Source organism: Microbulbifer sp. SE14 (assembly GCF_059834885.1).
In genome coordinates this window covers 1-21,319 of sequence record NZ_JCBAJA010000003.1, presented here as the reverse complement: position 1 = coordinate 21,319, position 21,319 = coordinate 1, and the positions used below count along the sequence as shown (strand labels likewise).

General features: G+C 64.7%; 17 protein-coding genes. 14 read left to right on the top strand and 3 right to left on the bottom strand.

All coding sequences use genetic code 11. The features are described 5' to 3' along the window. Positions 1 to 49 precede the first annotated feature (49 nt). On the bottom strand, positions 50 to 535 hold the full coding sequence (locus AC6R19_RS03165) for a L,D-transpeptidase family protein (protein ID WP_500578055.1): 486 nt from the start codon (positions 533 to 535) through the stop codon (positions 50 to 52). A 277-nt stretch (positions 536 to 812) separates the two neighbouring features. Between AC6R19_RS03165 and bioD the strand changes: the two genes are divergently transcribed. The 4 genes from bioD (at position 813) to AC6R19_RS03145 (ending at position 4,469) form a co-directional block, all read left to right on the top strand. Further along, positions 813 to 1,499, top strand: a complete 687-nt coding sequence (gene bioD, locus AC6R19_RS03160) for a dethiobiotin synthase (RefSeq protein ID WP_500578054.1) — start codon at positions 813 to 815, stop codon at positions 1,497 to 1,499. 173 nt (positions 1,500 to 1,672) lie between these two features. Beyond that, complete coding sequence (locus AC6R19_RS03155; RefSeq protein WP_500578053.1) at positions 1,673 to 3,454, top strand: acyl-CoA dehydrogenase C-terminal domain-containing protein; 1,782 nt, start codon at positions 1,673 to 1,675, stop codon at positions 3,452 to 3,454. A gap of 133 nt (positions 3,455 to 3,587) precedes the next feature. Continuing rightward, on the top strand, positions 3,588 to 3,791 hold the full coding sequence (locus AC6R19_RS03150) for a DUF3094 family protein (protein ID WP_500578051.1): 204 nt from the start codon (positions 3,588 to 3,590) through the stop codon (positions 3,789 to 3,791). A gap of 15 nt (positions 3,792 to 3,806) precedes the next feature. Continuing rightward, a complete protein-coding gene (locus AC6R19_RS03145) occupies positions 3,807 to 4,469 on the top strand; it encodes a nitroreductase family protein (RefSeq protein WP_500578050.1) in 663 nt (220 codons plus the stop codon). A 29-nt stretch (positions 4,470 to 4,498) separates the two neighbouring features. Here the strand turns inward: AC6R19_RS03145 and AC6R19_RS03140 are convergent, their stop codons facing one another. Next, positions 4,499 to 4,960 (bottom strand): EVE domain-containing protein, encoded by a 462-nt coding sequence (locus AC6R19_RS03140; protein WP_500578048.1) that lies wholly within the window; start codon positions 4,958 to 4,960, stop codon positions 4,499 to 4,501. A gap of 144 nt (positions 4,961 to 5,104) precedes the next feature. Between AC6R19_RS03140 and AC6R19_RS03135 the strand changes: the two genes are divergently transcribed. The 8 genes from AC6R19_RS03135 to AC6R19_RS03100 all read left to right on the top strand — a co-directional run bounded on the left by AC6R19_RS03135 (position 5,105) and on the right by AC6R19_RS03100 (position 17,093). Beyond that, complete coding sequence (locus AC6R19_RS03135; RefSeq protein WP_500578046.1) at positions 5,105 to 6,205, top strand: sensor histidine kinase; 1,101 nt, start codon at positions 5,105 to 5,107, stop codon at positions 6,203 to 6,205. Between the two features lie 4 nt (positions 6,206 to 6,209). Continuing rightward, complete coding sequence (locus AC6R19_RS03130) at positions 6,210 to 7,040, top strand: LytR/AlgR family response regulator transcription factor (RefSeq protein WP_500578044.1); 831 nt, start codon at positions 6,210 to 6,212, stop codon at positions 7,038 to 7,040. Positions 7,041 to 7,132: 92 nt separating this feature from the next. Then, a complete protein-coding gene (locus tag AC6R19_RS03125) occupies positions 7,133 to 7,516 on the top strand; it encodes a hypothetical protein (RefSeq protein WP_500578042.1) in 384 nt (127 codons plus the stop codon). Between the two features lie 192 nt (positions 7,517 to 7,708). After that, complete coding sequence (locus AC6R19_RS03120; protein ID WP_500578040.1) at positions 7,709 to 10,804, top strand: efflux RND transporter permease subunit; 3,096 nt, start codon at positions 7,709 to 7,711, stop codon at positions 10,802 to 10,804. Then, entirely contained in the window at positions 10,801 to 11,997 is a 1,197-nt protein-coding gene (locus tag AC6R19_RS03115; protein ID WP_500578039.1) for an efflux RND transporter periplasmic adaptor subunit, read from the top strand. Before AC6R19_RS03120 ends, AC6R19_RS03115 begins: the two co-directional genes overlap by 4 nt. A 74-nt stretch (positions 11,998 to 12,071) precedes the next feature. Further along, a complete protein-coding gene (locus tag AC6R19_RS03110) occupies positions 12,072 to 12,752 on the top strand; it encodes a DUF6515 family protein (protein ID WP_500578038.1) in 681 nt (226 codons plus the stop codon). A 185-nt stretch (positions 12,753 to 12,937) separates the two neighbouring features. Then, positions 12,938 to 14,827 (top strand): hypothetical protein, encoded by a 1,890-nt coding sequence (locus AC6R19_RS03105; protein WP_500578037.1) that lies wholly within the window; start codon positions 12,938 to 12,940, stop codon positions 14,825 to 14,827. Between the two features lie 64 nt (positions 14,828 to 14,891). Further along, a complete protein-coding gene (locus tag AC6R19_RS03100) occupies positions 14,892 to 17,093 on the top strand; it encodes a mechanosensitive ion channel family protein (RefSeq protein WP_500578036.1) in 2,202 nt (733 codons plus the stop codon). A 54-nt stretch (positions 17,094 to 17,147) separates the two neighbouring features. On the opposite strand, the gene AC6R19_RS03095 is transcribed toward AC6R19_RS03100, so the two are convergent. Next, positions 17,148 to 18,566, bottom strand: coding sequence for a S8 family peptidase (locus AC6R19_RS03095; RefSeq protein WP_500578034.1), 1,419 nt, complete (start codon positions 18,564 to 18,566; stop codon positions 17,148 to 17,150). A 273-nt stretch (positions 18,567 to 18,839) separates the two neighbouring features. Between AC6R19_RS03095 and AC6R19_RS03090 the strand changes: the two genes are divergently transcribed. Next, positions 18,840 to 20,240, top strand: a complete 1,401-nt coding sequence (locus AC6R19_RS03090) for a rhomboid family intramembrane serine protease (protein WP_500578032.1) — start codon at positions 18,840 to 18,842, stop codon at positions 20,238 to 20,240. Between the two features lie 349 nt (positions 20,241 to 20,589). Continuing rightward, complete coding sequence (locus tag AC6R19_RS03085; RefSeq protein ID WP_500578031.1) at positions 20,590 to 20,856, top strand: hypothetical protein; 267 nt, start codon at positions 20,590 to 20,592, stop codon at positions 20,854 to 20,856. The last annotated feature ends 463 nt before the right edge of the window (positions 20,857 to 21,319 follow it).

The window sequence follows — 21,319 nt, the reverse complement described above, 5'->3', positions numbered from 1 at the left end:
CCCGAGTCCCGAGTCCCGAGTCCCGAGTCCCGAGTCCCGAGTCCCGAGATCAGGGATAGATATCAATCGGCGTCGGCGTCTTCACCATCGCCCAGATCTCGTCCATCTCCCGGTTGGTCACCGCGATGCAGCCGTCGGTCCAGTTCATCTTTTGCAGATATTTCTCCATCCCCTGCCACTGCGGCTTCATGCCGTGGATCATGATGTCGCCGCCCGGATTCACCCCCAGCCTGGCCGCGCGGGCGCGGTCGCGTTTGTTCGGGTAGGAGATATGGATAGAGCGGTAGAAGCGGCTGTTGGGGTTCTTCCAGTCGAGGGTGTAGCGACCCTCGGGGGTGCGCTCATCGCCCTGCTGGACCTTGTGGCCCTTGGGGTTTTCGCCGAACACCACCTTGTAGCTCTTGACCACACGGCCATCGCGTTTCAGTTGCATCAGTCCCTTGGATTTGTAGACGACCACCTGGTCGACGGGTTTGATCGTGGCGGAGGCGAACAGCGGCGCCAACATCAGCAGGGCAAAAGTCAGGTATCGCATGGTCTCAGCAAGCAGTTTGTTTGATAGTTGTCGGTTTTTCCGTAGTTCCGGTAGCTTCCCTGCCGTTCATCCCGCTGGGGGAAATTTGTTTTGACAGCGTTGTCTTTCGCCGCGCGCCCGGCGCGCACCGGGGGAATTTTCTAGGCAATTATCCTAACGCGGGATCGAAAGAACTCTCGAAAATGGTTAAAAATCGCTCTATATGGGTAACTTATCATCAAGTAGACGACGTTTAAAGAGGCGTCAATAAAAAACTGGCAAGATTTGGAGATTCACCGTGTCCCACTGTTATTTCGTCGCCGGCACCGACACCGAAGTCGGCAAGACCTATGTGACCGCAGCGCTGCTCAGAAGTGCCGCGGCGCGGGGACTGGAAACTGCGGCGGTGAAACCCGTCGCGTCCGGCTGCGAACGCACCCTCGACGGCCTGCGCAACGCCGATGCCCTGCTATTGCAGGAGGCTATGACCCTGGATCTGCCCTACCAGCAGGTGAATCCCTTCGCGCTGGAACCGGCCATAGCCCCGCACATTGCCGCGATGGAGGCGGGCAAGCGGCTGGACCTGGGGCGCATGGCCGGCGTCTGCCGCGGCGTCATGAGCGCCGGGGCAGACCTGGTGCTGATCGAGGGCGCCGGTGGCTGGCGCACCCCCCTCGGTCCTCGAGCCTTCCTGTCGCAGCTGCCACAGGAGTTGAATATTCCGGTCATCCTGGTGGTGGGCATGCGGCTCGGCTGTATCAACCACGCGCTGCTGACCGCCGAGGCAATCCGCCGCGACGGCCTGCAGCTGGCGGGCTGGGTCGCGAACTTTGTTCGCGAGGGCATGGCGCGGCCGGACGAGAACCTGGCCACCCTGAAGGCCCTGCTGCCGGCACCGCTGCTGGGCACATTGCCGTTCGACGAGAATGCCGACCACCGCAGTGCCGCCGAACACCTGGACCCGACCCCGCTCCTGGCCGGCTAGGCGCCGGGATTCTCGATCTGTAGGGGCGAACCTTGTGCTCGCCCGCGGTGCCCGCCGAAGACATGGAAGGGCGGATCAATTCCCGCCTTCAGTCCGCCTGCACAGTTGACAATCCCCCGCTTCGCGCCTAGATTCAAACAACCGTTTGAAACACTTGAATGAGGACCGGGAGCATGGCCGACTACAAGGCGCCACTGCGGGAGATGCACTTCCTGCTGCACGAGGTATTTGCCGCGGATCAACTCTGGGCGCGCCTGCCCGGGCTGGCAGGCGCGGTGGATCGCGAGACCGCCGACGCGATCCTGGAGGAGATGGCCAAGCTGGCGGCCAACACCCTGGACCCGATCAACCGCAGCGGCGACGAAGAGGGCTGCCACTGGAACGACGGCGTCGTCACCACGCCCAAGGGCTTCCCGGAGGCCTACGCCACCTTCTGCGAGGGCGGCTGGGGTTCGCTGCTGGGCAACCCCGAGTACGGCGGCATGGGCATGCCGAAGATGCTCGGCGCCCAGGTGGAGGAGATGATCAACTCCGCCAATATCTCCTTCGCCCTCTACCCGGTGCTGACCGCCGGTGCCTGCCTGGCCATCGACGCCCACGCCAGCGAGGCGCTGAAACAGAAATATCTGCCGAAGATGTACGAGGGCAGCTGGGCCGGCGCCATGGACCTGACCGAGCCCCACGCCGGCACCGACTTAGGGCTAATCCGCACCAGGGCGGAGCCGCAGGCAGACGGCAGCTACCGCATTACCGGCAGCAAGATCTTTATCACCGGCGGCGACCAGGACCTGTCCGAAAACATCATTCACCTGGTGCTGGCCAAGCTGCCGGACGCACCGGCGGGTCCGAAGGGCATCTCCCTGTTCCTGGTACCGAAATACCTGGTCAATGAAGACGGCAGTCTCGGCGAGCGCAATGCGGTCAACTGTGGCTCCATCGAGCACAAGATGGGCATCAAGGCCTCCGCCACCTGCGCGATGAATTTCGACGGCGCCCAGGGCTGGCTGGTGGGCGAGGTGAACAAGGGCCTGGCCGCCATGTTCACGATGATGAACTACGAGCGCCTGGGTGTCGGCATCCAGGGCCTGGGCGCCTCCGAGCGCTCCTATCAAAACGCACTGGAATACGCCCGCGACCGCATCCAGAGCCGCTCCCCGGCCGGTGCGCGGCAGCCGGACAAGGCCGCGGACCCGATCATCGTGCACCCGGACGTGCGCCGCATGCTGCTGACCCAGAAGGCGCTGATCGGCGGCGGCCGCGCGCTTTCCACCTATGTGGCCCGGTGGCTGGATATCGCCAAGTTCGGCGAGGGCGAGGAGAGGAAACACGCGGAGGCGATGGTGGCGCTGCTGACGCCGGTGGCCAAGGCCTTCTTCACCGACAAGGGCCTGGAGTGCACCGTGCTCGGCCAGCAGGTCTTCGGCGGCCACGGCTATATCCGTGAGTGGGGCCAGGAGCAGCTGGTGCGCGACGTGCGCATCACCCAGATCTACGAGGGCACCAACGGCATCCAGGCCCTGGACCTGGCGGGTCGCAAGACGGTCGCCAACGGCGGCGCCTTCTTCGATCTGTTCGCCGCGGACGTGCAGAAGTTTATCGATGCGGAAATCGATCGCGAGGAGATGGCCGAGTTCGTGCGGCCGCTGGCGACCGAACTGCGGCGCCTGAAAGACACCACCGCGAAGATGATCGCCGCGAGCAAGGATGACCCCCACGCGCCCGGCGCCGCCTCGGTGGAATACCTGCACCTGTTCGGTTATGTGGCCTACGCCTATATGTGGGCCAGGGCGGCCTCGGTGGCACTGCCGAAAACCGGCGAAGACGACTTCTACAGGGGCCAGGTCAAGACGGCGCGCTTCTATTTCGCCCGTTTGTTGCCCCAGGCACAGGCCCTGGCCGCCAGCGTCAACGCCGGCAGCGCCACCCTGATGGATCTCGAGGAAGAGCTCTTCTAACTGGTTCACTCTTACGATCTGCCGATCAGGCCCCGCAATGCGGGGCTTTTTTGTATGGGCGCTATCTTCTAGACTCGGGCAAACGGTGCGCGCGGCGCACCCTACGACTACAACAATAACGAGCGCCACCGTCATGTCCGAAGATCCCGACCAGTACCCCAGAAAGAAACTCTCCGCCGAAGACCAGGCCAGGGTCGACGAATACCTGCAGCGCGGCGTCAACAGGGTGGAGCGCAAGCCCTTCCGCCCGCTGCTGCTGTTGCTGGTGATCGTCGGCGTGCTGACCCTGCTGTCCCTGCTCAGTATCTTTATCGCCCGCACCAAAGGTGTTGTATAAGAGGGAGTCGTGTAGATGATGGAACAGTTTCTTCCCCTGCAGTTCGAGCGCCTCAGTGAGGCAGAGATGTGCCGCCGTGCCGGCGGCTTCAGTGACCTGATGCGCCGGCGCCGCACGGTGCGCGACTTTTCCGCCGCGCCGGTGCCGCGGGAAGTGATAGAGCAGGCCATCCGCACCGCCGGCAGTGCCCCCAGCGGTGCCAATATGCAGCCCTGGCACTTTGTCGTGGTGGGGAGTGCTGAGATCAAGCGGCAGATACGCGAGGCGGCGGAAGAGGAAGAGCGCGAGTTCTACCAGCGCCGGGCCTCCGCCGAATGGCTGAACGCCCTGGAGCCGCTGGGTACGGACGCGCACAAGCCGTTCCTGGAAACCGCGCCCTACCTGATCGTGATATTCCTGAAGAAGTTTTCCAAGGGAGACGGCGGCGTGAAGCTGAAGAACTACTACACCGCGGAGAGTGTCGGCATAGCCACCGGTATGCTGATCGCCGCCCTGCACAACGCCGGCGTCGCCACCCTGACCCACACGCCCAGCCCGATGAAGTTCCTGGGCGAAATCCTCGGACGCCCGGCGACGGAAAAGCCCTATATGATCCTGGTGGCGGGCCTGCCGGCGGAGGGCGCGCAGGTACCGGCGATAGAGAAGAAGCCGCTGGAGGAAATCGCGGATTTCGTTTAATGGAAATGGTCTGACTTGTAGCGGGGAAGCTACGAATTGCCCAGCTTCAGGATGGTCTTCCACTCCGTTTCGGTCACCGGCTGAATCGACAACCGCCCCTGCCTCACCAGTACCATCCCGGAGAGGTCCGGGTTCTGCTTGATCTCCGCCAGCGGCACCGGCCGCGCGAACTCGCCCTGCCAGCGGATATCCACGCAGTACCAGCGCGGCTTGTCCCCGCTGGCCTTGGGATCGAAATACTTGCTCTCGGGATCGAACTGGGCCGGGTCCGGGTAGGCGGTGCGCACCACTTCGGCAGTGCCCACCACCGCGGGCACCTTGCAGGCGCTGTGGTAGAAGAGGACCCCGTCGCCCTCCTGTACCCGATCGCGGAGGAAGTTGCGGGCCTGGAAGTTGCGGATGCCGTCCCAGCGGCCGGTCTGGCCCCTTTCGCCGGCCAGGTCCCAAATGCTGTATTCGTCCGGTTCGGACTTGAAAAGCCAGTAGTTCACGGTGGCTCCTGCGGCAGTCTGTCCCTATGTTGCGCCCGGCGGTATTTCGCCGGCGGTATGCGCCATTTAGTATGAAGCCATCTATTTGTGTCAAATAGGCGCCGCGAATCCCTGCTTTGGGCGGCGCCGCGATCACGGGATTCTATGGGCAATACCGCATTTCAATGGCTGTCCGAGCGACTGGCCATGCAGCGCTGGCAGTACTGGGCGCTGCAGCTGTCCGGCTGGGGCGGCTATACGCTGCTGACCTTTGTGGGCAGCTTTTTCTGGGTCAAGGACCACTGGCTGCACACCGGCTATATCACCGTGGCCACCGCCTCCGGCGTGCTGTTGTCGGAGGTGATGCGCCGCGGCTTCCGCAAGCTCTGGGACAAGCCGCCGGCCACGCGCCTGTTCGGCTCCCTGGTGGTGGTGATAGTGGCGGCCTTCGTGTGGGCGGCGATCAAGTTTGGCGGCTCCCTGTGGCTCTATGGCAAGGAGAGCGACGAGCACCCGGCGGTGCTGGCGACCTACTGGTTCTCCTACTCCTTCCTGATCCTGATGACCTGGGCCGCACTCTACTACGGCATCAAGTACTACCAGGCCTCCCTGACCCAGCAGGCGAAGGCGCTGCGTGCCGAGTCCATGGCGCACCAGGCGCAGCTGAAGATGCTGCGCTACCAGTTGAACCCGCACTTCCTGTTCAACACATTGAACGCGATATCCACGCTGATTCTCGACAACCAGGGCCGCACCGCCAACGATATGGTGTCGCGGCTGTCGCAGTTCCTGCGCCACTCCCTCGACAACGACCCGATGCAGAAGGTGACCCTGTCCAAGGAGGTGGAGGCGCTGATGCTCTACCTGGATATCGAGAAGGTGCGCTTCGCCGACCGCCTGGGGGTGAGCCTGGACCTGGAGGGGGACTCGCCGCGGGCGCTGGTGCCCAGCCTGCTGCTGCAGCCGCTGGTGGAGAACGCGATCAAGTACGGCATCTCCCAGCGGGAGTGGGGCGGCGAGGTTGCGATCAAGGCGCGGGTCTTCGCCGGCGAACTGCTGCTGGAAGTGAGTGACAACGGCCCGGGCATACCGGAGAGTGAACTGGCGACCCTGGCATCCAGGTCGAGCTCCGGTTACGGCGTCGGTATCCGCAACACCTGCGAGCGGTTGCGCGCCCTCTACGGCGACGAGCAGAAGGTGCGCTTCCGCAACCGCCCCGAGGGCGGCCTGGCGGTACACATCCGCATTCCCTTCGAACAGGAATAATTCTATGAACGGCAAAACGGACACATTAAAGGCCATAGTCGTCGACGACGAGCCGCTGGCACGGCGCGGCCTGCGCCTGCGCCTGGAACAGATGGACGGCGTGGAAGTGATCGCCGAGTGCGGCAACGGCCGCGAGGCGCGCGAGCGCATTCTCGAACTGCAGCCGGATGTGGCCTTCGTGGATATCCAGATGCCCGGCGTCAACGGCCTGCAGCTGGTACAGCAGATACCACTGGAGCAGTTGCCCCAGGTGGTGTTCGTCACCGCCTACGACCAGTACGCGGTGGAGGCCTTCGAGGTCAACGCAGTGGACTATGTGCTGAAACCCATCGAGGAACAGCGCCTGGCGGTGGCTCTCTCGCGTGTGCGGGAAAAACTCGCCAGCGCCGATATCGCCAGCCAGCGGGAGCAGCTGCTGGAGGCGGTGGCGGACCTGACCAGGGAATCCCCCGAGGCGCTGGAGCAGAAGCTGGCCGCCGGTACTCTTCAGGGTGAATGGGGCGGCAGTGCCTATCCGGAGAAAATCGCCATCAAGGACTCCGGCAAGATCACCCTGGTGCCGGCGCGGGAAATCGACTGGATAGACGCCGCCGGCGACTATATGTGCGTGCACGCCGGGGGCGAGACCCATGTGATGCGCATCACCATGAAGGAGCTGGAGCAGCAGCTGGACCCGAAGGTGTTCCAGCGTATTCACCGCTCCACCATCGTCAACCTGAGCCGGGTGCGCGAGATCTGCGCCCATATCAATGGCGAGTATCACCTGGTGCTGAACAACGGCGAACGCTTGAAGATGAGCCGCAGTTACAAGAACAAGGTTCAGCATTTTTTGTGATAAGGGAGGACCCTGTCACGGCGCGAATTAAATTGGGGATCGGCCGACCCAGTAAATAGACTTCCACACACATCGAAAGAGGAGGAAGTCCCATGCGTTTTCTGATTCCCTTGATACTGATGTGTTCTCTCGCTGGCTACAGCCAGGCCCAGGAACAACTGCGCCAGCTGCCCTCCGGGTCCTCCGAGGTGCAGGTAATGGGGCAGACCTACTACCAACACGGCAATACCTTCTATCGCTTCCATCCGCAGGGCGGTTACTACTATGAGGTGAGCCCGCCCCGTGGCCTGATCCGCTACGAGCAGCCGCACTTCTACCGCCGCACCCTGCCGGAGCCGGAACAGCGCGTCCGCATAGACAGTGAAGAGGGTTGCCGCAACTGGGCCGCGGAGCGCGCCAATCGCAATCCGTCCATGGGCGGTAAGATCTATATCAGGGAGTTCAACCGCTGCATGAACCTGACCGGCCAGCAATAGGCGGCCAAAAGGATTCGTTCCCGCGCCGGGTCGCCGGCGCGGGAGCGTATTTTTCGTCGGAGGTGGGGGGCCGTGGCCTGAAGTCAGGCGTTCCCATATCCGTTAAATAGATCCGCTGGTCGCAATCCCCTTGCACCAGAATGGCAACCGATTAGCCTTGCCCCGCTATTAAAAAAACAAAAGGTCCAAGGCATGGCGCTCACCGGAGCCGCACTGAAAAATCCCGCCGCCACCGCGGTGGCCGTGGTCCTGGCTGTGCTGCTCGGCGCCTTTCTCGCCAGTCGCCTGCCGGTGCAACTCTTTCCCGATATCGAGAATCCGCAGATCACCATCGCCGCCGGTTGGCGCGCCGCCTCACCACAGGAGGTGGAGGCGGAGATCGTCGAGCCCATCGAGTCGGTGCTAGCGGGCCTCACCGGCCTGGAGATGATGCAGGTCAACGCCGGTCGCGGCTTTGCCCGGGTGAGGCTGGAATTCACCATGGGTACCGATATGGACAAGGTGCTGATCGACGTCATCAGCCGCATGAGCAGCCTGCCGCCGCTGCCCCGCGACGCCGAGCCGCCAAGGGTGATGCTGGGCGGCTTTGGCGGCGACGCCACCGCGCTGACCTATTTCTTCCTGCAGCTGCTGCCGGACAACCCCCACAGCCTCGAGGACTACACCGGCCTGATCGAGGACGTGCTGCGCCCGGCGCTGGAGTCGGTGCAGGGCGTGGCCAGTGTCGAGGCCCAGGCCGGCCGTGCCGGGCGCGAGGAGCTGCAGGTGGTCTTCGATCCCTGGAGGGCTGCCGAACTGGGCATTCAGCTGCCGGCGGTGAGCGGCCAGCTGGCCTCGGCGCGGGACGTGTCCGGCGGCTTCACCGACGTGGGCCGGCGCCGTTATACACTGCGCTTCGTCGGCGAGTACGATCCGACGAGACTGTCCGAACTGGTGTTGGAGTGGCGCGACGGCCAGCCGGTGCGCCTGGGCGATATCGCCGAGGTGAAGGTGGCGCCCTCCGAACCGGGCGGCGTCACCACCCAGAACGGCAACCCGGCGGTGTCCCTGCGCATCAACCGCACCAACGACGCCAATATGCTCGCCACCCTGGAGCGGGTGAAGGCCAGGGTCGCGGAGCTGAACGAGACGACCCTGAAGGACGAGAAGCTGGTGCTGGTGCAGTCCTTCGACGCCTCGGTGTTCGTCTACCGCGCGCTGAACCTGCTCGGCGGCAACCTGCTGCTGGGGATGCTGCTGGCGGTGGGGGTACTCTGGTGGTTTATGCGCCGCATGCGCGCGACCCTGATCGTCGCCGCGGCGATACCCATCTCCCTGCTCGCCACCTTCGTGGTGCTGTCCGCCGCCGGGCGCAGCGTCAATGTGATCTCCCTGGCCGGCCTGGCCTTCGCCACCGGCATGGTGCTGGATGCGGCCATCGTCGTGCTCGAGAACATAGTGCGTCTGCGGGAAAAAGGTCTGGGTGCCCACGAGGCATCGGAAAAGGGCGCCGGCCAGGTGTGGGGCGCGCTGCTCGCCAGCACCGCCACCACCGTGGCCATATTCCTGCCGGTGTTTTTCCTCAACAGTGTCGAGGGGCAGGTGTTCGGCGACCTGGCGCTGACCATCGCCGTCGCCGTCGTCTTCTCGCTGCTGGTGGCGGTGGCCGTGGTGCCTCTGGCGGCCCGGCAGTGGTTGCCGGATATATCCAGTGAGGACCGCCTCGCCGGCCTGTGGGAGCGGATCACCGCCAGAGTCATGGGTTTGACCGGTACGCCGGCGCGGCGCTGGCAGGTGATCGGCGGCCTGCTGTTGCTGCCGCTGCTGGCCACCTGGCTGCTGCTGCCGAAGCTCGACTACCTGCCGCCGGTGAAGAGGGACGCGGTGGATGTGTGGATGAACTTCCCCGCCGCCACCAACGTCGACACCATCAAAAACGAAATCGTCGCCGAGATAGACAGGCGCATGGCGCCCTATATGCGCGGCGAGCGCGAACCGGCGCTGAAGAACTACTACATCATCACCTGGCCCAACGGCGGCACCATGGGCGTGCGCGTCAAGGATATGGACAAGGCCGCGGAGATGGAGCGCATTCTGCGCGAGGAAATCCTCATGGATATCCCCGATTTCCGCGGCTTCGCCGCCCGCGGCAACCTCTTCGGCCAGTTCGGCGGCGACCGCCAGATAGCCCTGCACCTGCAGTCCCGCGACGCCGAGGGCCTGATGAAGGCCGCCGCCCGCGGCGTGGAGGTGGTGGGCGAGGTGATGCCCGGTGTGCCGGTGCAGCCGAACCCCGGCCTGTCCCTGTCCGAGCCGGAGCTGACCGTCTACCCCAACGACCGCGCCATGCACGAGCAGGGCTGGAACCGCCAGGCTATGGGCAGCCTGGTGCGAGCCCTGGGCGACGGCCTCTACGTGGGCGAATACTTCAACGGCGAGAAGCGCCTGGACGTGATCTTCAAGGCGCGGGAGTGGCGCACCCCGGAGCAACTGCAGAACACGCCGCTGGTCACACCCCGCGGCGAGATAGTGCCGCTGAACCAGCTCGCCAGCGTCGAGCGCACCGTCGGCCCCGGCAGCCTGCGCCGGGTGGACGGCCGCCGCACCATCACCCTCAACATAGTGCCGCCGGACGACGTCTCCCTGGAGGAGGTGCGCGCGCAGATAGAGGCGGAGATACTGCCGCAGATACAGGCGGCCATGCCCGCCGACGGCAGCATCCTGGTGGGCGGCAACGCCAGCGACCTGGACAAGGCGCTGGTGTCCCTGTCGCAGAACTTCGTCCTGGCGCTGCTGATCCTGTTCCTGCTGATGAGTGCACTCTTCCGCTCCCTCAAGGACGCCGGACTGGTGCTGCTGACGGTGCCGCTGGCCACCGTCGGCGGCGTGCTGGCGCTGCAGCTGCTGAACCTGATCGGCTTCCAGCCCCTCGACCTGCTGACGATGATCGGCTTCGTGATACTGCTCGGCCTGGTGGTCAACAACGCGATACTGCTGGTGCACCAGACCCGCGCCGCCGAGGACGAGGGCGCCAGCCGCGTCGAGGCGGTGGAGCAGGCGCTGCGCCTGCGACTGAGGCCTATCTTCATGAGCACACTGACCAGCGTCTTCGGCATGCTGCCCCTGCTGGTAGCGCCGGGGGAGGGCAGCGTCATCTACCGCGGACTGGCCGCGGTGATCGTCGGCGGCATGGCGGTCAGCACATTGTTCACCCTGGTACTGCTGCCGGCGCTGCTGCAGACCGGCCGGCTGCCCCTGCCGCAATTTGCCCGCCTGCGCGAGCGGCTGGTTGCGAGGAATTCCCTATGAATAAAATGCACGAATTGCCGAATGGCACTGAACCGGGGGAAAACCACCCTGTAGGAGCGGCGGGGCCGCGCTGGCGCAATGCGCTGTGTCTGTTCCCGGCGTTGCTTTCACTGGCACTCTTGTCTCCGGGGGCACTGGCACAACAGGACGAGGCCGCCGTCACCGTCGACCGCGCCCAGCTGCGCCAGATGGCCCCCAGCCAGTGGTCCGCCGGCAGGGTAGTGAGCCGCCGCGATATCCGCATCTCGTCGGAGCTGGATGGCGCACTGGAATTCGTCGCCGAGCCCGGCAGCCTGGTGAAAAAGGGCGAGCGGCTGGCACAGCTGGACGCGACCCACTGGAAACTGCAGCTACGCAACAGTGACAGCCGCATCGCGCAATTGCGTGCGCGCCTGACCTACCTGGAGGCGCAGCTGCAGCGCCTGTCCAAGCTCGCCGAAACCAACGGCACCTCCCGCGCGGCCCTGGAGGAACAGCAGGCCGAGCGCGAGGCCATGGCCCAGGACCTGGTGGCGGCGCAGATAGAACGCGACCGCCGCGCCTATGAACTGTCCAAGACACGGATCAACGCCCCCTTCGATACCCTGGTGGTCAGCCGCGAACACCAGGCCGGCGAGTATGTGCGCACCGGCACCCAACTGCTGCGTGCGCTGGATATGTCGCAGCTGGAAGTGGAGGCGGATATACCGCTGGAGGCGCTGCCGCTACTGAATGCCGGCGATGCCATTGCGCTGCGCAGCGACGCGGTGTCGCAGACCGAGGAAAAGCGCGAAATGGGTGGAGAGCTGCTCGAGGGCCGGGTGCGCCAGTTCGTGCCGGTAGTCGGCGACAATTCGCGCCGGGTCAAGCTGATGGTGCACTTGCCGCAGCCGTCGAACTGGATCGTCGGCATGCCGGTACAGGTGGCGGTACCGGTGGCGGCCGCGCGGGAGATGGTGGCGGTGCCGCGGGATGCGCTGGTACTGCGCAACGGCGACGCCTTCGTGTACCGCGTCGGCACCGACAACAAGGCGGAGCGGCTGCCGGTCACCACCGGCAGCGGCGACGGCGAGTGGATTTCGGTGCGCGGCGGCCTGGCCGACGGCGACCGGGTCATAGTGCGCGGTGCCGAGCGGCTGCAGCCGGGGCAGGCGGTCAAGGTGCTGTCGGAAGTGGCGCGGGAAGGGGAGGGGGAGCAGGCTTCCATCCTCTGACAGAAAAAGCGCGAGTGGGGATAGCGTCCGCCGCTGAGTAAACTTCCGGTAGTTTACTTTGGAGGGAGGCCGCCATGCGCTACGCCATTGCACTCCTGTTCAGCCTCGCCGTCGCGTTCGCCTGGGCACAGGACCGGCTCGGTCAGCTGCCTTCCGGCGCCTCGCAAATCCTGGTGCGCGGCGAAACCTATTACTACTCGGATGGCTCCTTTTACCGGCTGGGTAAAGGGGGTTATCTGCGAGTGGACCCACCGCTGGGCGCGCGGGTGCCCGAGGTTCCCGGCGACAGCGGCAGCTTTACCATGGGCGGCAACCGCTATTTCGTTACTTCTGACGGCACCTTCTTCCTGTACGATCCCGGTGGCGGCGACTACTCGGTCGTGACTGCGCCCCACGGCTGGCGCGACTACTACAGGAAGGGGCGCCCGGAACTTTACGCGCTGCCCGCTCCGGCGCCGCAGCCCGCACAGCCTGCCCAACCCCAGGAAACAGTACCCCGGGCCTACCCGCGGCCCGATCCCCGCTACCGCGCCGACGGCTACTACGGCCGCTACCGCGCTGACTACTACTACCGCGGCAACTGGAACTACATCGGCCGCTACGGCTATCGCGACGATCTTTCCGGCGAAAACTACCGCGAGCGCAGATCCACCTGCCGCCGCATAGCCGACGATCAATCGCGCCGCGCCGGCGTCGGCCCCTACCGCCGCGAGCCGGGCAGCTACTGGGACGAGTTCGAGCGCTGCATGCGCTAGCAGTCTGTCCCAAGCGATTACCGGGAGTCTGAAAAGAAAGCGCCCCTCTCCCGCTTGCGGGAGAGGGGCTGGGGGGAGAGGGCTCCGGCCGCAGCCCGTGCAGCCTGTAATTTTTTCTTCCCGCCCCCCGCCCAGAGTTTCTAGGCTTTAAGAAGTCTCTCCAGTAGTTGCGCCGAGGGAAGGCCATGTCGAGGAATAGGGATTTTTCCGCACCCTGGCGGGCGTGTTGCGCCCTGCTGTTCGCGCTGTCGCTGTCCACCTGTGGCGGCAGCGGTGGTGATGGTGGAAGTGGCGGGGACAGTGCGCAGGACCCGGGTAACGAGGCCGTCGTCTGCGCAACCGGCGATGCGGTTTCCCTCCCGGACGGCTGCGGTCGCCTGCTGGTCGGCTTCAGCGATCTCGAGGGGGATTTCGTCCGCTACCGGGTGGCCATCACCTCCCTGCGCCTGCTGCGCGAGGACGGCACCCCGGTCGAGCTGCTGGAGAAGGCAAACACCGTCGACCTGGTGCAGTACCGGGACCTGGCGGAACTGGTCACCGCGGCGACAATCCCGGTGGGTCTCTATGTGGGCGTCGAACTTACCCTCGACTACACGGATGCGGATATCCGCGTGGATGTGGACGGCGCCGCGGAGCGGGCGCGCATCCTGCACCCCGACGGGCGCAAGGTCCGCGCGGTGACCCTGTCGCTGGACCTGGATCCCCTTAACCGGCCGCTGGCGGTGCCCGACCTGCCGCCGCTGCTGCAGCTGGATCTCAGCCTGACCGCCTCCCATATTGTCGACACAGCGCCGACGCCGCCGGAGGTGCAACTCTACCCGGTGGCCACCGCGGAGGTGGATCCGCTGCAGCCGAGGGAATTTCGCCTGCGCGGCCAGCTGATCGGCGTCGACGAGGGCGAGCTCTCCTACCGCATCGCCCTGCGCCCCTTCGAGGGCAACGAGGGGCGCCAGGGCGGGGTGGATATCTTCATCGACGGCGATACCGAGTGGGCGATAGACGGCGAAGCTTTTTTCAGCTCCACCGGCCTGAGCGCGCTGGCGGAACTGCCCCCGGATACCGCCACCCTGGCCTTCGGCCGTTTCGACGGCGCGACGGGCCGGTTTATCGTGCACCAGGTCTACGTCGGCGGCAGCGTGCCCGGCGTCTCCCTGGACGCGCTGCAGGGCCAGGTGCTGGCGCGCGACGGCAATCTGCTGACCCTGATAAGCACGCGCCTGATCCGCACCGACGGCAGCGTCGTCTTCGACGACGAGAGGCGGCTGCTGCTGCCCACCGACGCGCGGGTGGTGAAGCCCGGTTTCCCGCTTGAGCAGCTGACCGCCGCCGCCGTCTCTGTCGGCCAGCGCATCACCGCCCTGGGTCTCTGGGATGAGGAACAACGGCTGCTGGATGCCGCCGAGGTGCGCCTGCTGCCCAGCGCGCTGGACGCGACCCTGAACAGCCGCGCCGGCGACGAACTGAATGTCACCACCCTGGCGTTCGGCAACCGCGATTCACTGCTGTTCGACTTTACCGGTACCGGCGGCGACGAGACCCTGGACGCGGATCCGTTTGACTACCAGGTGAATGCCCAGTCGCTGCCGCTGGATTCACTGGTGGTGAACGCGCCCCTGCGGATCAGCGGTTACGTGGCGCCCTTCGGCGACGCCCCGCCGGATTTCGACGCCGGGGCCATCGAGGATTTTGTCGCCGGTGGGGCGCAGCTGCTGGTGAGCTGGGCCGGCGACGGCAGCCCCGACGCCCTGCTGGCGCTGGACGCCACCGGGCTGCGGCCGAACCTGGCCCCAGGGCTGCTGGGCAGCGAATTCTTCATCCGCCGCGGCGCCATGTTCACCAACCTGCTGGACCTCAGCCAGGCGCCACTGCTGCAGCCGATACTGGAAGGGGGCCTCTTTGCCCTGGTAGACGGCGACTTGATCACCCTCTACTCGGACTTCGGCGACTTCGCCACCGACCTGGATCGGCGCCTGGTCGGCGGCGCTGCAATAAAAATACTGCACGCCGAGGGCGGCTACCGCAGCGGCGCCACCACCATGTCGGTGCAGCGTCTGGAGGTGGTGCTCAGCGACTAGACTGAAAGGACGGATCTCCACCAATCCGCGTCGTTTTTTTGCGTCGGATTTTTTTCACGGACAGATGCGCACTATGGCGGGCGACTGCAGTTTTTCCCCCCTTCGCATTGCGCGCAGTGATCGCGGCCGCGGCTTTAGTGTTAGCGGCCGCAGCGCTGTCCGCGCGCTGCTGAGCCTCCTTCTCGGCCTGCTGCTCGCCGGCAGTACACTGCTCGCCAGCGCCCAGCTCCCCGACAAGAAACCGAAGGAATTCGAACCGGTCATCCCCGACTTTTCCGCCCCCTCCGCCGACTGGTGGACCGGCTGGATCGACGCCTCGCGGGAACAGCGGGAGCAGTGGTTGCAGGCACTGAACGAAGCCTGGGGCAAATGGCGGGAGAAACTGCCCGAGGAGAAGGCACTGCAGAAGGAGGCGGACGCGATCGACAAGGCCCTCAAGGGCGTGGAGATCACCTGGCAGCAGCAGGCCGAACTGCAGAAGATGGCGGTGTTGCCGGAGGTGAAATTTCCGGAAAACCCGGATGTGCTGGCCTGGGCCGCGGCGGACGCCGCCATCAGTCGCGGCCGCCAGCGGCTGCTGGGGGTGCAGTTGGAGGCGCGCCAACTGGAAGAAACCCTGGAGCAGTCCCTCAGCCAGCTGCGCAAGCAGGTAGTCCGCCTGCGCGACGTGGAAGACGAGGCGGAGAAAGAAGCCGCCGCCCTGGCGCTGTTGCTGGCGCAGATCAATCACCTGAACATCATCGAGCAGCGCGATTTCCTGGAGCAGCAGATGGGTGCCTGGCAGGAGCAGCTGGACCTGGCGGAGGACCGTCTGAAGCGCATGCTGGAGGAGCTGCAATACAGCGCCGATGCGGCCAAGCAACTGGAAGAGGATATCGAGGAGCAGGCGGGCAAAATCGAGAAAATGGCCGAGGAGCGTACCCGGGTGCAGAGCGCCACGGTGCAGTCCACCGATCCCGACACCAACATGCAAAAAGACCTCACGCTGATGCTCCTTGAGGTCAACCTGCTCGAGAGCCACCTGAAGAGGCGCAAGGCCGAACTGCTGCAGTCGATCAACAATGTCCTCAGCGATGCGGAAGAGGAGCTCCCCCTGGTAGTCAGCCGCGACCTGGTGGAAACGGCGCGCGCCGTGATCGACGGCACCTCGCGGGAGCTGAATATCCGCCAGCGCCAGGTGGTCGCCTGGCGCGGCGAGGAGGGCCAGGACATGAGCCGCTGGTGGCGCTACTTCGAGCGCATCGACAGCGGCCTGGGGCGCGCCAACGACCTGATCGAGGACATATCCCGCTACGAGGCGGCGCAGCTGCAGGTCTACCAGGAGCGGCAGGGCTGGTGGGCGACGGTGCGCGAGCGCACCGGCTACTTCACCGATCTCTTCTACCGGCGCTGGCGCGAACTGGCGGACTACCAGCTGTTCAGCATTGCACAGACGCCGATCACCCTGCGCCAGATCGCCAAGATCATCTTCGTCCTGGTGTGCGCCTGGCTGATCTCCGGTTTCACCCGTCGCTTCCTGAACCGGCTGGTGCGCAAGAAGCACGCCAGCGAACATTCGATGTACAACCTCGGCCGGGTGCTGCACTACAGCATCATCGGCGTGGCGCTGCTGATCGCGCTGGCCATGCTGGGCCTCGACACCTCCAAGCTGGCCATAGTGGCCGGCGCCCTGTCGGTGGGTATCGGCTTCGGCCTGCAGGCGATCTTCTCCAACTTTATCTCCGGGCTGATACTGCTGTTCGAGCAGCCGCTACGGGTCGGCGACCTGGTGGAGCTGGAATCCGGCGTCTTCGGCCGCATCCGCGACATCAACGTGCGTTCCACCCGCATCACCACCCGCGACAATGTGGATATCCTGGTGCCCAACTCGGAATTCGTCGCCGGCCGTGTGATCAATCACACCCTGGACGACCCGGTGCGTCGTATCCACGTGCCCTTCGGCGTGGCCTACGACTCGGACCCGGACCTGGTGAAGGAGGCGGCCATGGAGGCCGCGGAGCGGGTCAACATCACCCACACCGACTGGAAGCGCAAGACCGAGGTGTGGCTGATGGAGTTCGGTGACAATGCACTGAATTTCAAGCTGGTGGTCTGGGTGAACAGCAACATGGTGTCGCCGCTGGGCGATCCCTACGCGCTCTACAACCTCGAACTGCTGCGCGAGTTCCGCGAAAAGGGCATAGAAGTGCCCTTCCCGCAGCGGGATCTACACCTGCGCAGCTGGGAGCCGCCGCTGCCGATAGCGCGGCGAAAAGAGAACAAATAAAGAGCCGGCCACCAAGTGGCCGGCTGATTCCGTGAACCCTGTAGGTTGGGAAAACTACGGGTTCATCACCGCGGTGACCGTCGCATCCGCATCCGCCAGGCCGCTGCCGCACTGGGAGCAGGAACCGGCGAAGGCGCGCGCATTGTCGACGATCGCCGCCTCCACCTGTGCCGGCGTCATGTCCGGATCCACGCTCTTCACCAGCGCCGCCAGGCCCGCCACGTGGGGGGTGGCCATGCTGGTGCCCTGGTAGAAGGCGTAGCTCTCCGAGGAAGGCGTCTGCGAGCCGCTGTTGAGCGTGGACAGCACACCGTTGGCGGTGGTGCCCGTCTCGCCGCCCGGCGCGGCCACATCCACCACGCTGCCGTAGTTGGAATAGCTGGCGCGGTTGCCCTGGCGGTCGGTGGCGGCCACGCTGATCACATTGTTGCAGCTGGCCGGCTGGTAGCCGGAGGCGTCATCATTGCTGTTGCCCGCCGCCACCACCACGCTGGTGCCGTTGGCCACCGCCGTGTCGATTGCGTCCTGGAAGGTGGCGCCGCAGGCGCCGGAGCCGCCCAGGCTCATATTGATCACGTCGGCCGGGTAGGGGTTGGCCGGCACACCGGACACACTGCCGCCGGAGGCCCACACCATGGCGTCGGCGATATCCGACAGGCTGCCGCCGCACTTGCCCAGCACCCGCACCGGCACCACCTTGGCATTGAAGGCCACGCCGGCCACGCCCTGGCTGTTGTGGGTCTCCGCCGCCACGGTGCCGGCCACATGGGTGCCGTGCCAGCTGCTGCTGGCGGGGAAGATGCCGCACTCGAACCAGCCGTACCAGTCCCCCTCGTCGTGGGCATCGCTGTCGCGGCCGTCGCCGTCGCGGGCGGCGGAACTGTCACTGATGAAGTCGTAGCCGCCGATGATATTGCCGAGCAGGTCGCTGTGGTCCGTATAGCCGGTGTCCAGCACCGCCACCACGGCGCCGGCGCCGTCGGCATTGTCCCAGGCGCCGGGCAGGTTCAGGCCGGCGGTGGCCTCATAGTAGTGCCATTGCTCGCTGTAGCGAGTGTCGTCCGGGGTGAACTGGATGGTCAGGCGCACGTCCGGCTCCACATAGGCCACGTCGGGATCCCGGGCCAGGCGGCGCATCAGCGCCTCGGCGCCGGTCCTGTCCAGCCCGCGTTGCGCCCGCACCAGCTGCGCGCCGGTGGCCAACTTGCGCACGGCGTCCAGCCCGGTGCCCGTTTCCGCGGCCGCCGCGTTCAGCGACCGGCTTACCGCGGCGGCACTGCGCCTGGCCGCGGCGCCCTCCCGGTACTTGACGATAAATCCCCGATACTGCGCCTCCGCCTGTAGCGCCGGCAGGTTCATCTTGTGCGCCAGGGGATCCGGCCCGCCCGCCAGGGCGGTGGCGGTACTGAGGGCGGCACAGAGGCCGGAAAAGAGTAAAGTTTTACGCTTGGGTTTGGTAATGTGCTTGAACATAGGTGCTCCAACTTGTTTTTCTTGTTGCGCCCACCGTCCGGTAGCGCCCAGCGGGCTCCGTGTACCTACGGACAGCAACATAGCGCGGGGGCGCGGCAGGGCACCAGTAGCCCGGACCGCCCTTGGTGAAAGTTGGCGTGCAAACCCGTATTTCGTGGCAAGTTTGTGAACCACTTTTTCCGAAAGTGGCTGTTTGCACCTTTATCAAGCCCTCTGTTGGCATAAATCCCAGTCGCCATCGCGCGGCCGCCGAACCCTGAGAAGGAAGCGCCAGTGCTGATCATCCCCATCCAGAACAAACCCGACTGGCGTCGGCCGCCATTGATGTGCTTCGCCCTGATTGCCATCAACCTGCTGGTGTTCGTCCTCTACCAGGGCCGTGACGAGGCGCGCTGGCAGCAGGCGGAGGAATACTACTTCGGAAGCCAACTGCCCGAACTCGAGGAGCAGCGCTTCCTGGTCTACGTGAACGACGTGCGCCCGGAGTGGCGCACCCAGGTGGACGCCCAGGGGGAGGAATTCGTCTACCGCGAGCTGCTGTGGAACCCGGAATTCCACAACTGGCTGCTGCCGCAACTGCGGGAAGAGGGCGAGACCGAGTGGCTGGCGCAGCGGGAGCAGTTCGCCGAACTGCGCGACCGCCTCAGCAGCATCGCCCTGGGCCTGGTGCCGGCGGAGCCGAGCGTCGCTGGCCTGTTCGGGCATATGTTCCTGCACGGCAGCTGGGATCACCTGATCGGCAATATGGTCTTCCTGCTGCTGTTCGGCCTGTCGGTGGAGCTGGCCCTGGGCGGCCTCTGGTTCGCCGGCCTATATGCTGTCGGCGGCCTCGCCGCCGCCGGCCTGCACATGGCGGTGGAAGCGGGCAGCCCGGTGCCCATGGTGGGCGCCTCCGGTGCCGTGTCCGCGATCATGGGCATGTTCGTCGCCATCTACGGCGTGCGCCGCCTGCGCTTCTTCTACACCGTCGGCTTCATGTTCGGCGAGTTCACTGCGCCGGCCCTGCTGGTGCTGCCCCTGTGGCTGGCCAAGGAAATCTTCGGCTACTTCTACGGCGACGCCGGCATCGCCTACTGGGCCCACACCGGCGGCCTGATCGCCGGCTTCGCCGCGACACTGCTGCTGCTCAGCCGCCGCCCGGCAGTGGCGCAGATGCCGGTGGAGGACGCGGTGCCCACGCCCCAGAGTCGCGCCCTGGCCCGCATCGACCGCTTCCAGGAAGAGGGCAAACTGCTCGAAGCCGCCGACGCCGCCAGCGCGGCAATCCGCCAGTACCCGCAGTCGCTGCCACTGATCGAGCGCGCCATAGAACTGACCGCCGCCGCCCCGGAGAGCGAAGCCCACCACCGCGCCAACCTGGCCCTGTTCGCCCTGGCGGGCAGCGTCGACACCGATGTGCGCGCACTGGCAGCGGGATACCGACGCTACCTGCAGGCCACCGAAAAGCCCCGCGCGCTGACCGCCAAGGTCTGCCTGCTGCTGGCGCGACGCGCGGCGCAGGAGAAGGACTGGGGGTGGCTGGAGGAGCTGCTGCGACGGCTGCAACAGCAGCGGGTGGAGCACCCGCTGTTGCCGAAGCTGGGAATGGCGCTGGTCAATCACTACCGGCGGCTGGGGGAGGAGAAGCGGGCGCTGGAGGCGTTGCAGTTGTTTCTTCCTGAGAAAACTGCGTAGATTTGGGCCTGTTTGTGAACCCTCATGCTGTTGTGATTATTTGTGTGCTAGACGCTTCCGCAGCCGAGTAGAAACGGTGAATGCTTTCCCAAGAATGCCTAGTTATCCGAGATATCTCGACATTTCTTACCGCCTTGCCTTGATCTGTCGATCATAAGCGTGCCTCGGCCGTTACCTCAATTTTCCTTGGGGTAGAGCTGTGCCCCAATCATCGATCGATACCAATTTTCGGAAAGCATCTGCTTGGTGATTTTCGAGGCGTGTAATCCTCTGTAATGACGTGTAATTGACCTGTAATCTGATCGTGTGATAAATCGCCGGTAAGAATAAATACATGCCAGGGGGAGAAATGGACTTCGAGACTTTTTTCAAAAATGCGACTGTGGTCTGCTTGATCGGTTTCAGCGCTATCGCTCAAGCTTTGACGGGGCCCGATAGCAACAACACCGGAAGCTTCTCCCTGTCATACGACCCTGTCCCTCCTTTCGGCAATATGGGGATCTACCTTAAGGAGTTTAAAAACGGACAGTTTACGCGCTATATCGAGGTCGACGCAGCTTGGGGATCGGGAAGCGGAAACAAAACAATAACCGTTTCCTCAACGGCACAATATTGATATGAACATTGGCGAGAGTGGTGCCAAACCTATACATTTCCCCCGCCAGAAAAAATAGACTCCTGTCCGGCAGCTCAATTCAATAAAGATAAAATAGGTGAGCATACAGTTAACGTCGCTTTCAAACCGAATGCGAGCGGCGACGTAACCTATAAAGCCGGCACTGTGGAGAGCGGAAGCACAGATACCGATGGCCAATTTATTGTCGAGTGGGGGCCATCAAGTACATCCTCTTCAAAGTTCACCGGCTACCAGTGGTGTGAGCAGGTTGACGGTACTTGGCCTGCTGTCAGCAATTGTCCAAAGGTTGGTAAAAGCACTCGCTCAAAGTCACGGCCCGCTACAGGGTCTCTGCCGAGACTGTAAATTAAATTGTGTAACTGCTCATGCCCCCGTACTCTGCACCGGAGGATACCATGAGCAGAACAATGGACAACAAAGATCTCGAACAGCAACTCCAGGC

What these genes read in the sequence shown, in the direction of transcription:
- AC6R19_RS03165 (WP_500578055.1), bottom strand. Translation starts at nt 535, where the DNA reads ATGCGATACCTGACTTTTGCCCTGCTGATGTTGGCGCCGCTGTTCGCC.
- AC6R19_RS03130 (WP_500578044.1), top strand. Translation starts at nt 6,210, where the DNA reads ATGAACGGCAAAACGGACACATTAAAGGCCATAGTCGTCGACGACGAG.
- AC6R19_RS03120 (WP_500578040.1), top strand. Translation starts at nt 7,709, where the DNA reads ATGGCGCTCACCGGAGCCGCACTGAAAAATCCCGCCGCCACCGCGGTG.
- AC6R19_RS03150 (WP_500578051.1), top strand. Translation starts at nt 3,588, where the DNA reads ATGTCCGAAGATCCCGACCAGTACCCCAGAAAGAAACTCTCCGCCGAA.
- AC6R19_RS03115 (WP_500578039.1), top strand. Translation starts at nt 10,801, where the DNA reads ATGAATAAAATGCACGAATTGCCGAATGGCACTGAACCGGGGGAAAAC.
- AC6R19_RS03155 (WP_500578053.1), top strand. Translation starts at nt 1,673, where the DNA reads ATGGCCGACTACAAGGCGCCACTGCGGGAGATGCACTTCCTGCTGCAC.
- AC6R19_RS03110 (WP_500578038.1), top strand. Translation starts at nt 12,072, where the DNA reads ATGCGCTACGCCATTGCACTCCTGTTCAGCCTCGCCGTCGCGTTCGCC.
- AC6R19_RS03105 (WP_500578037.1), top strand. Translation starts at nt 12,938, where the DNA reads ATGTCGAGGAATAGGGATTTTTCCGCACCCTGGCGGGCGTGTTGCGCC.
- AC6R19_RS03100 (WP_500578036.1), top strand. Translation starts at nt 14,892, where the DNA reads ATGCGCACTATGGCGGGCGACTGCAGTTTTTCCCCCCTTCGCATTGCG.
- AC6R19_RS03125 (WP_500578042.1), top strand. Translation starts at nt 7,133, where the DNA reads ATGCGTTTTCTGATTCCCTTGATACTGATGTGTTCTCTCGCTGGCTAC.
- AC6R19_RS03095 (WP_500578034.1), bottom strand. Translation starts at nt 18,566, where the DNA reads ATGTTCAAGCACATTACCAAACCCAAGCGTAAAACTTTACTCTTTTCC.
- AC6R19_RS03085 (WP_500578031.1), top strand. Translation starts at nt 20,590, where the DNA reads ATGGACTTCGAGACTTTTTTCAAAAATGCGACTGTGGTCTGCTTGATC.
- AC6R19_RS03135 (WP_500578046.1), top strand. Translation starts at nt 5,105, where the DNA reads ATGGGCAATACCGCATTTCAATGGCTGTCCGAGCGACTGGCCATGCAG.
- AC6R19_RS03145 (WP_500578050.1), top strand. Translation starts at nt 3,807, where the DNA reads ATGATGGAACAGTTTCTTCCCCTGCAGTTCGAGCGCCTCAGTGAGGCA.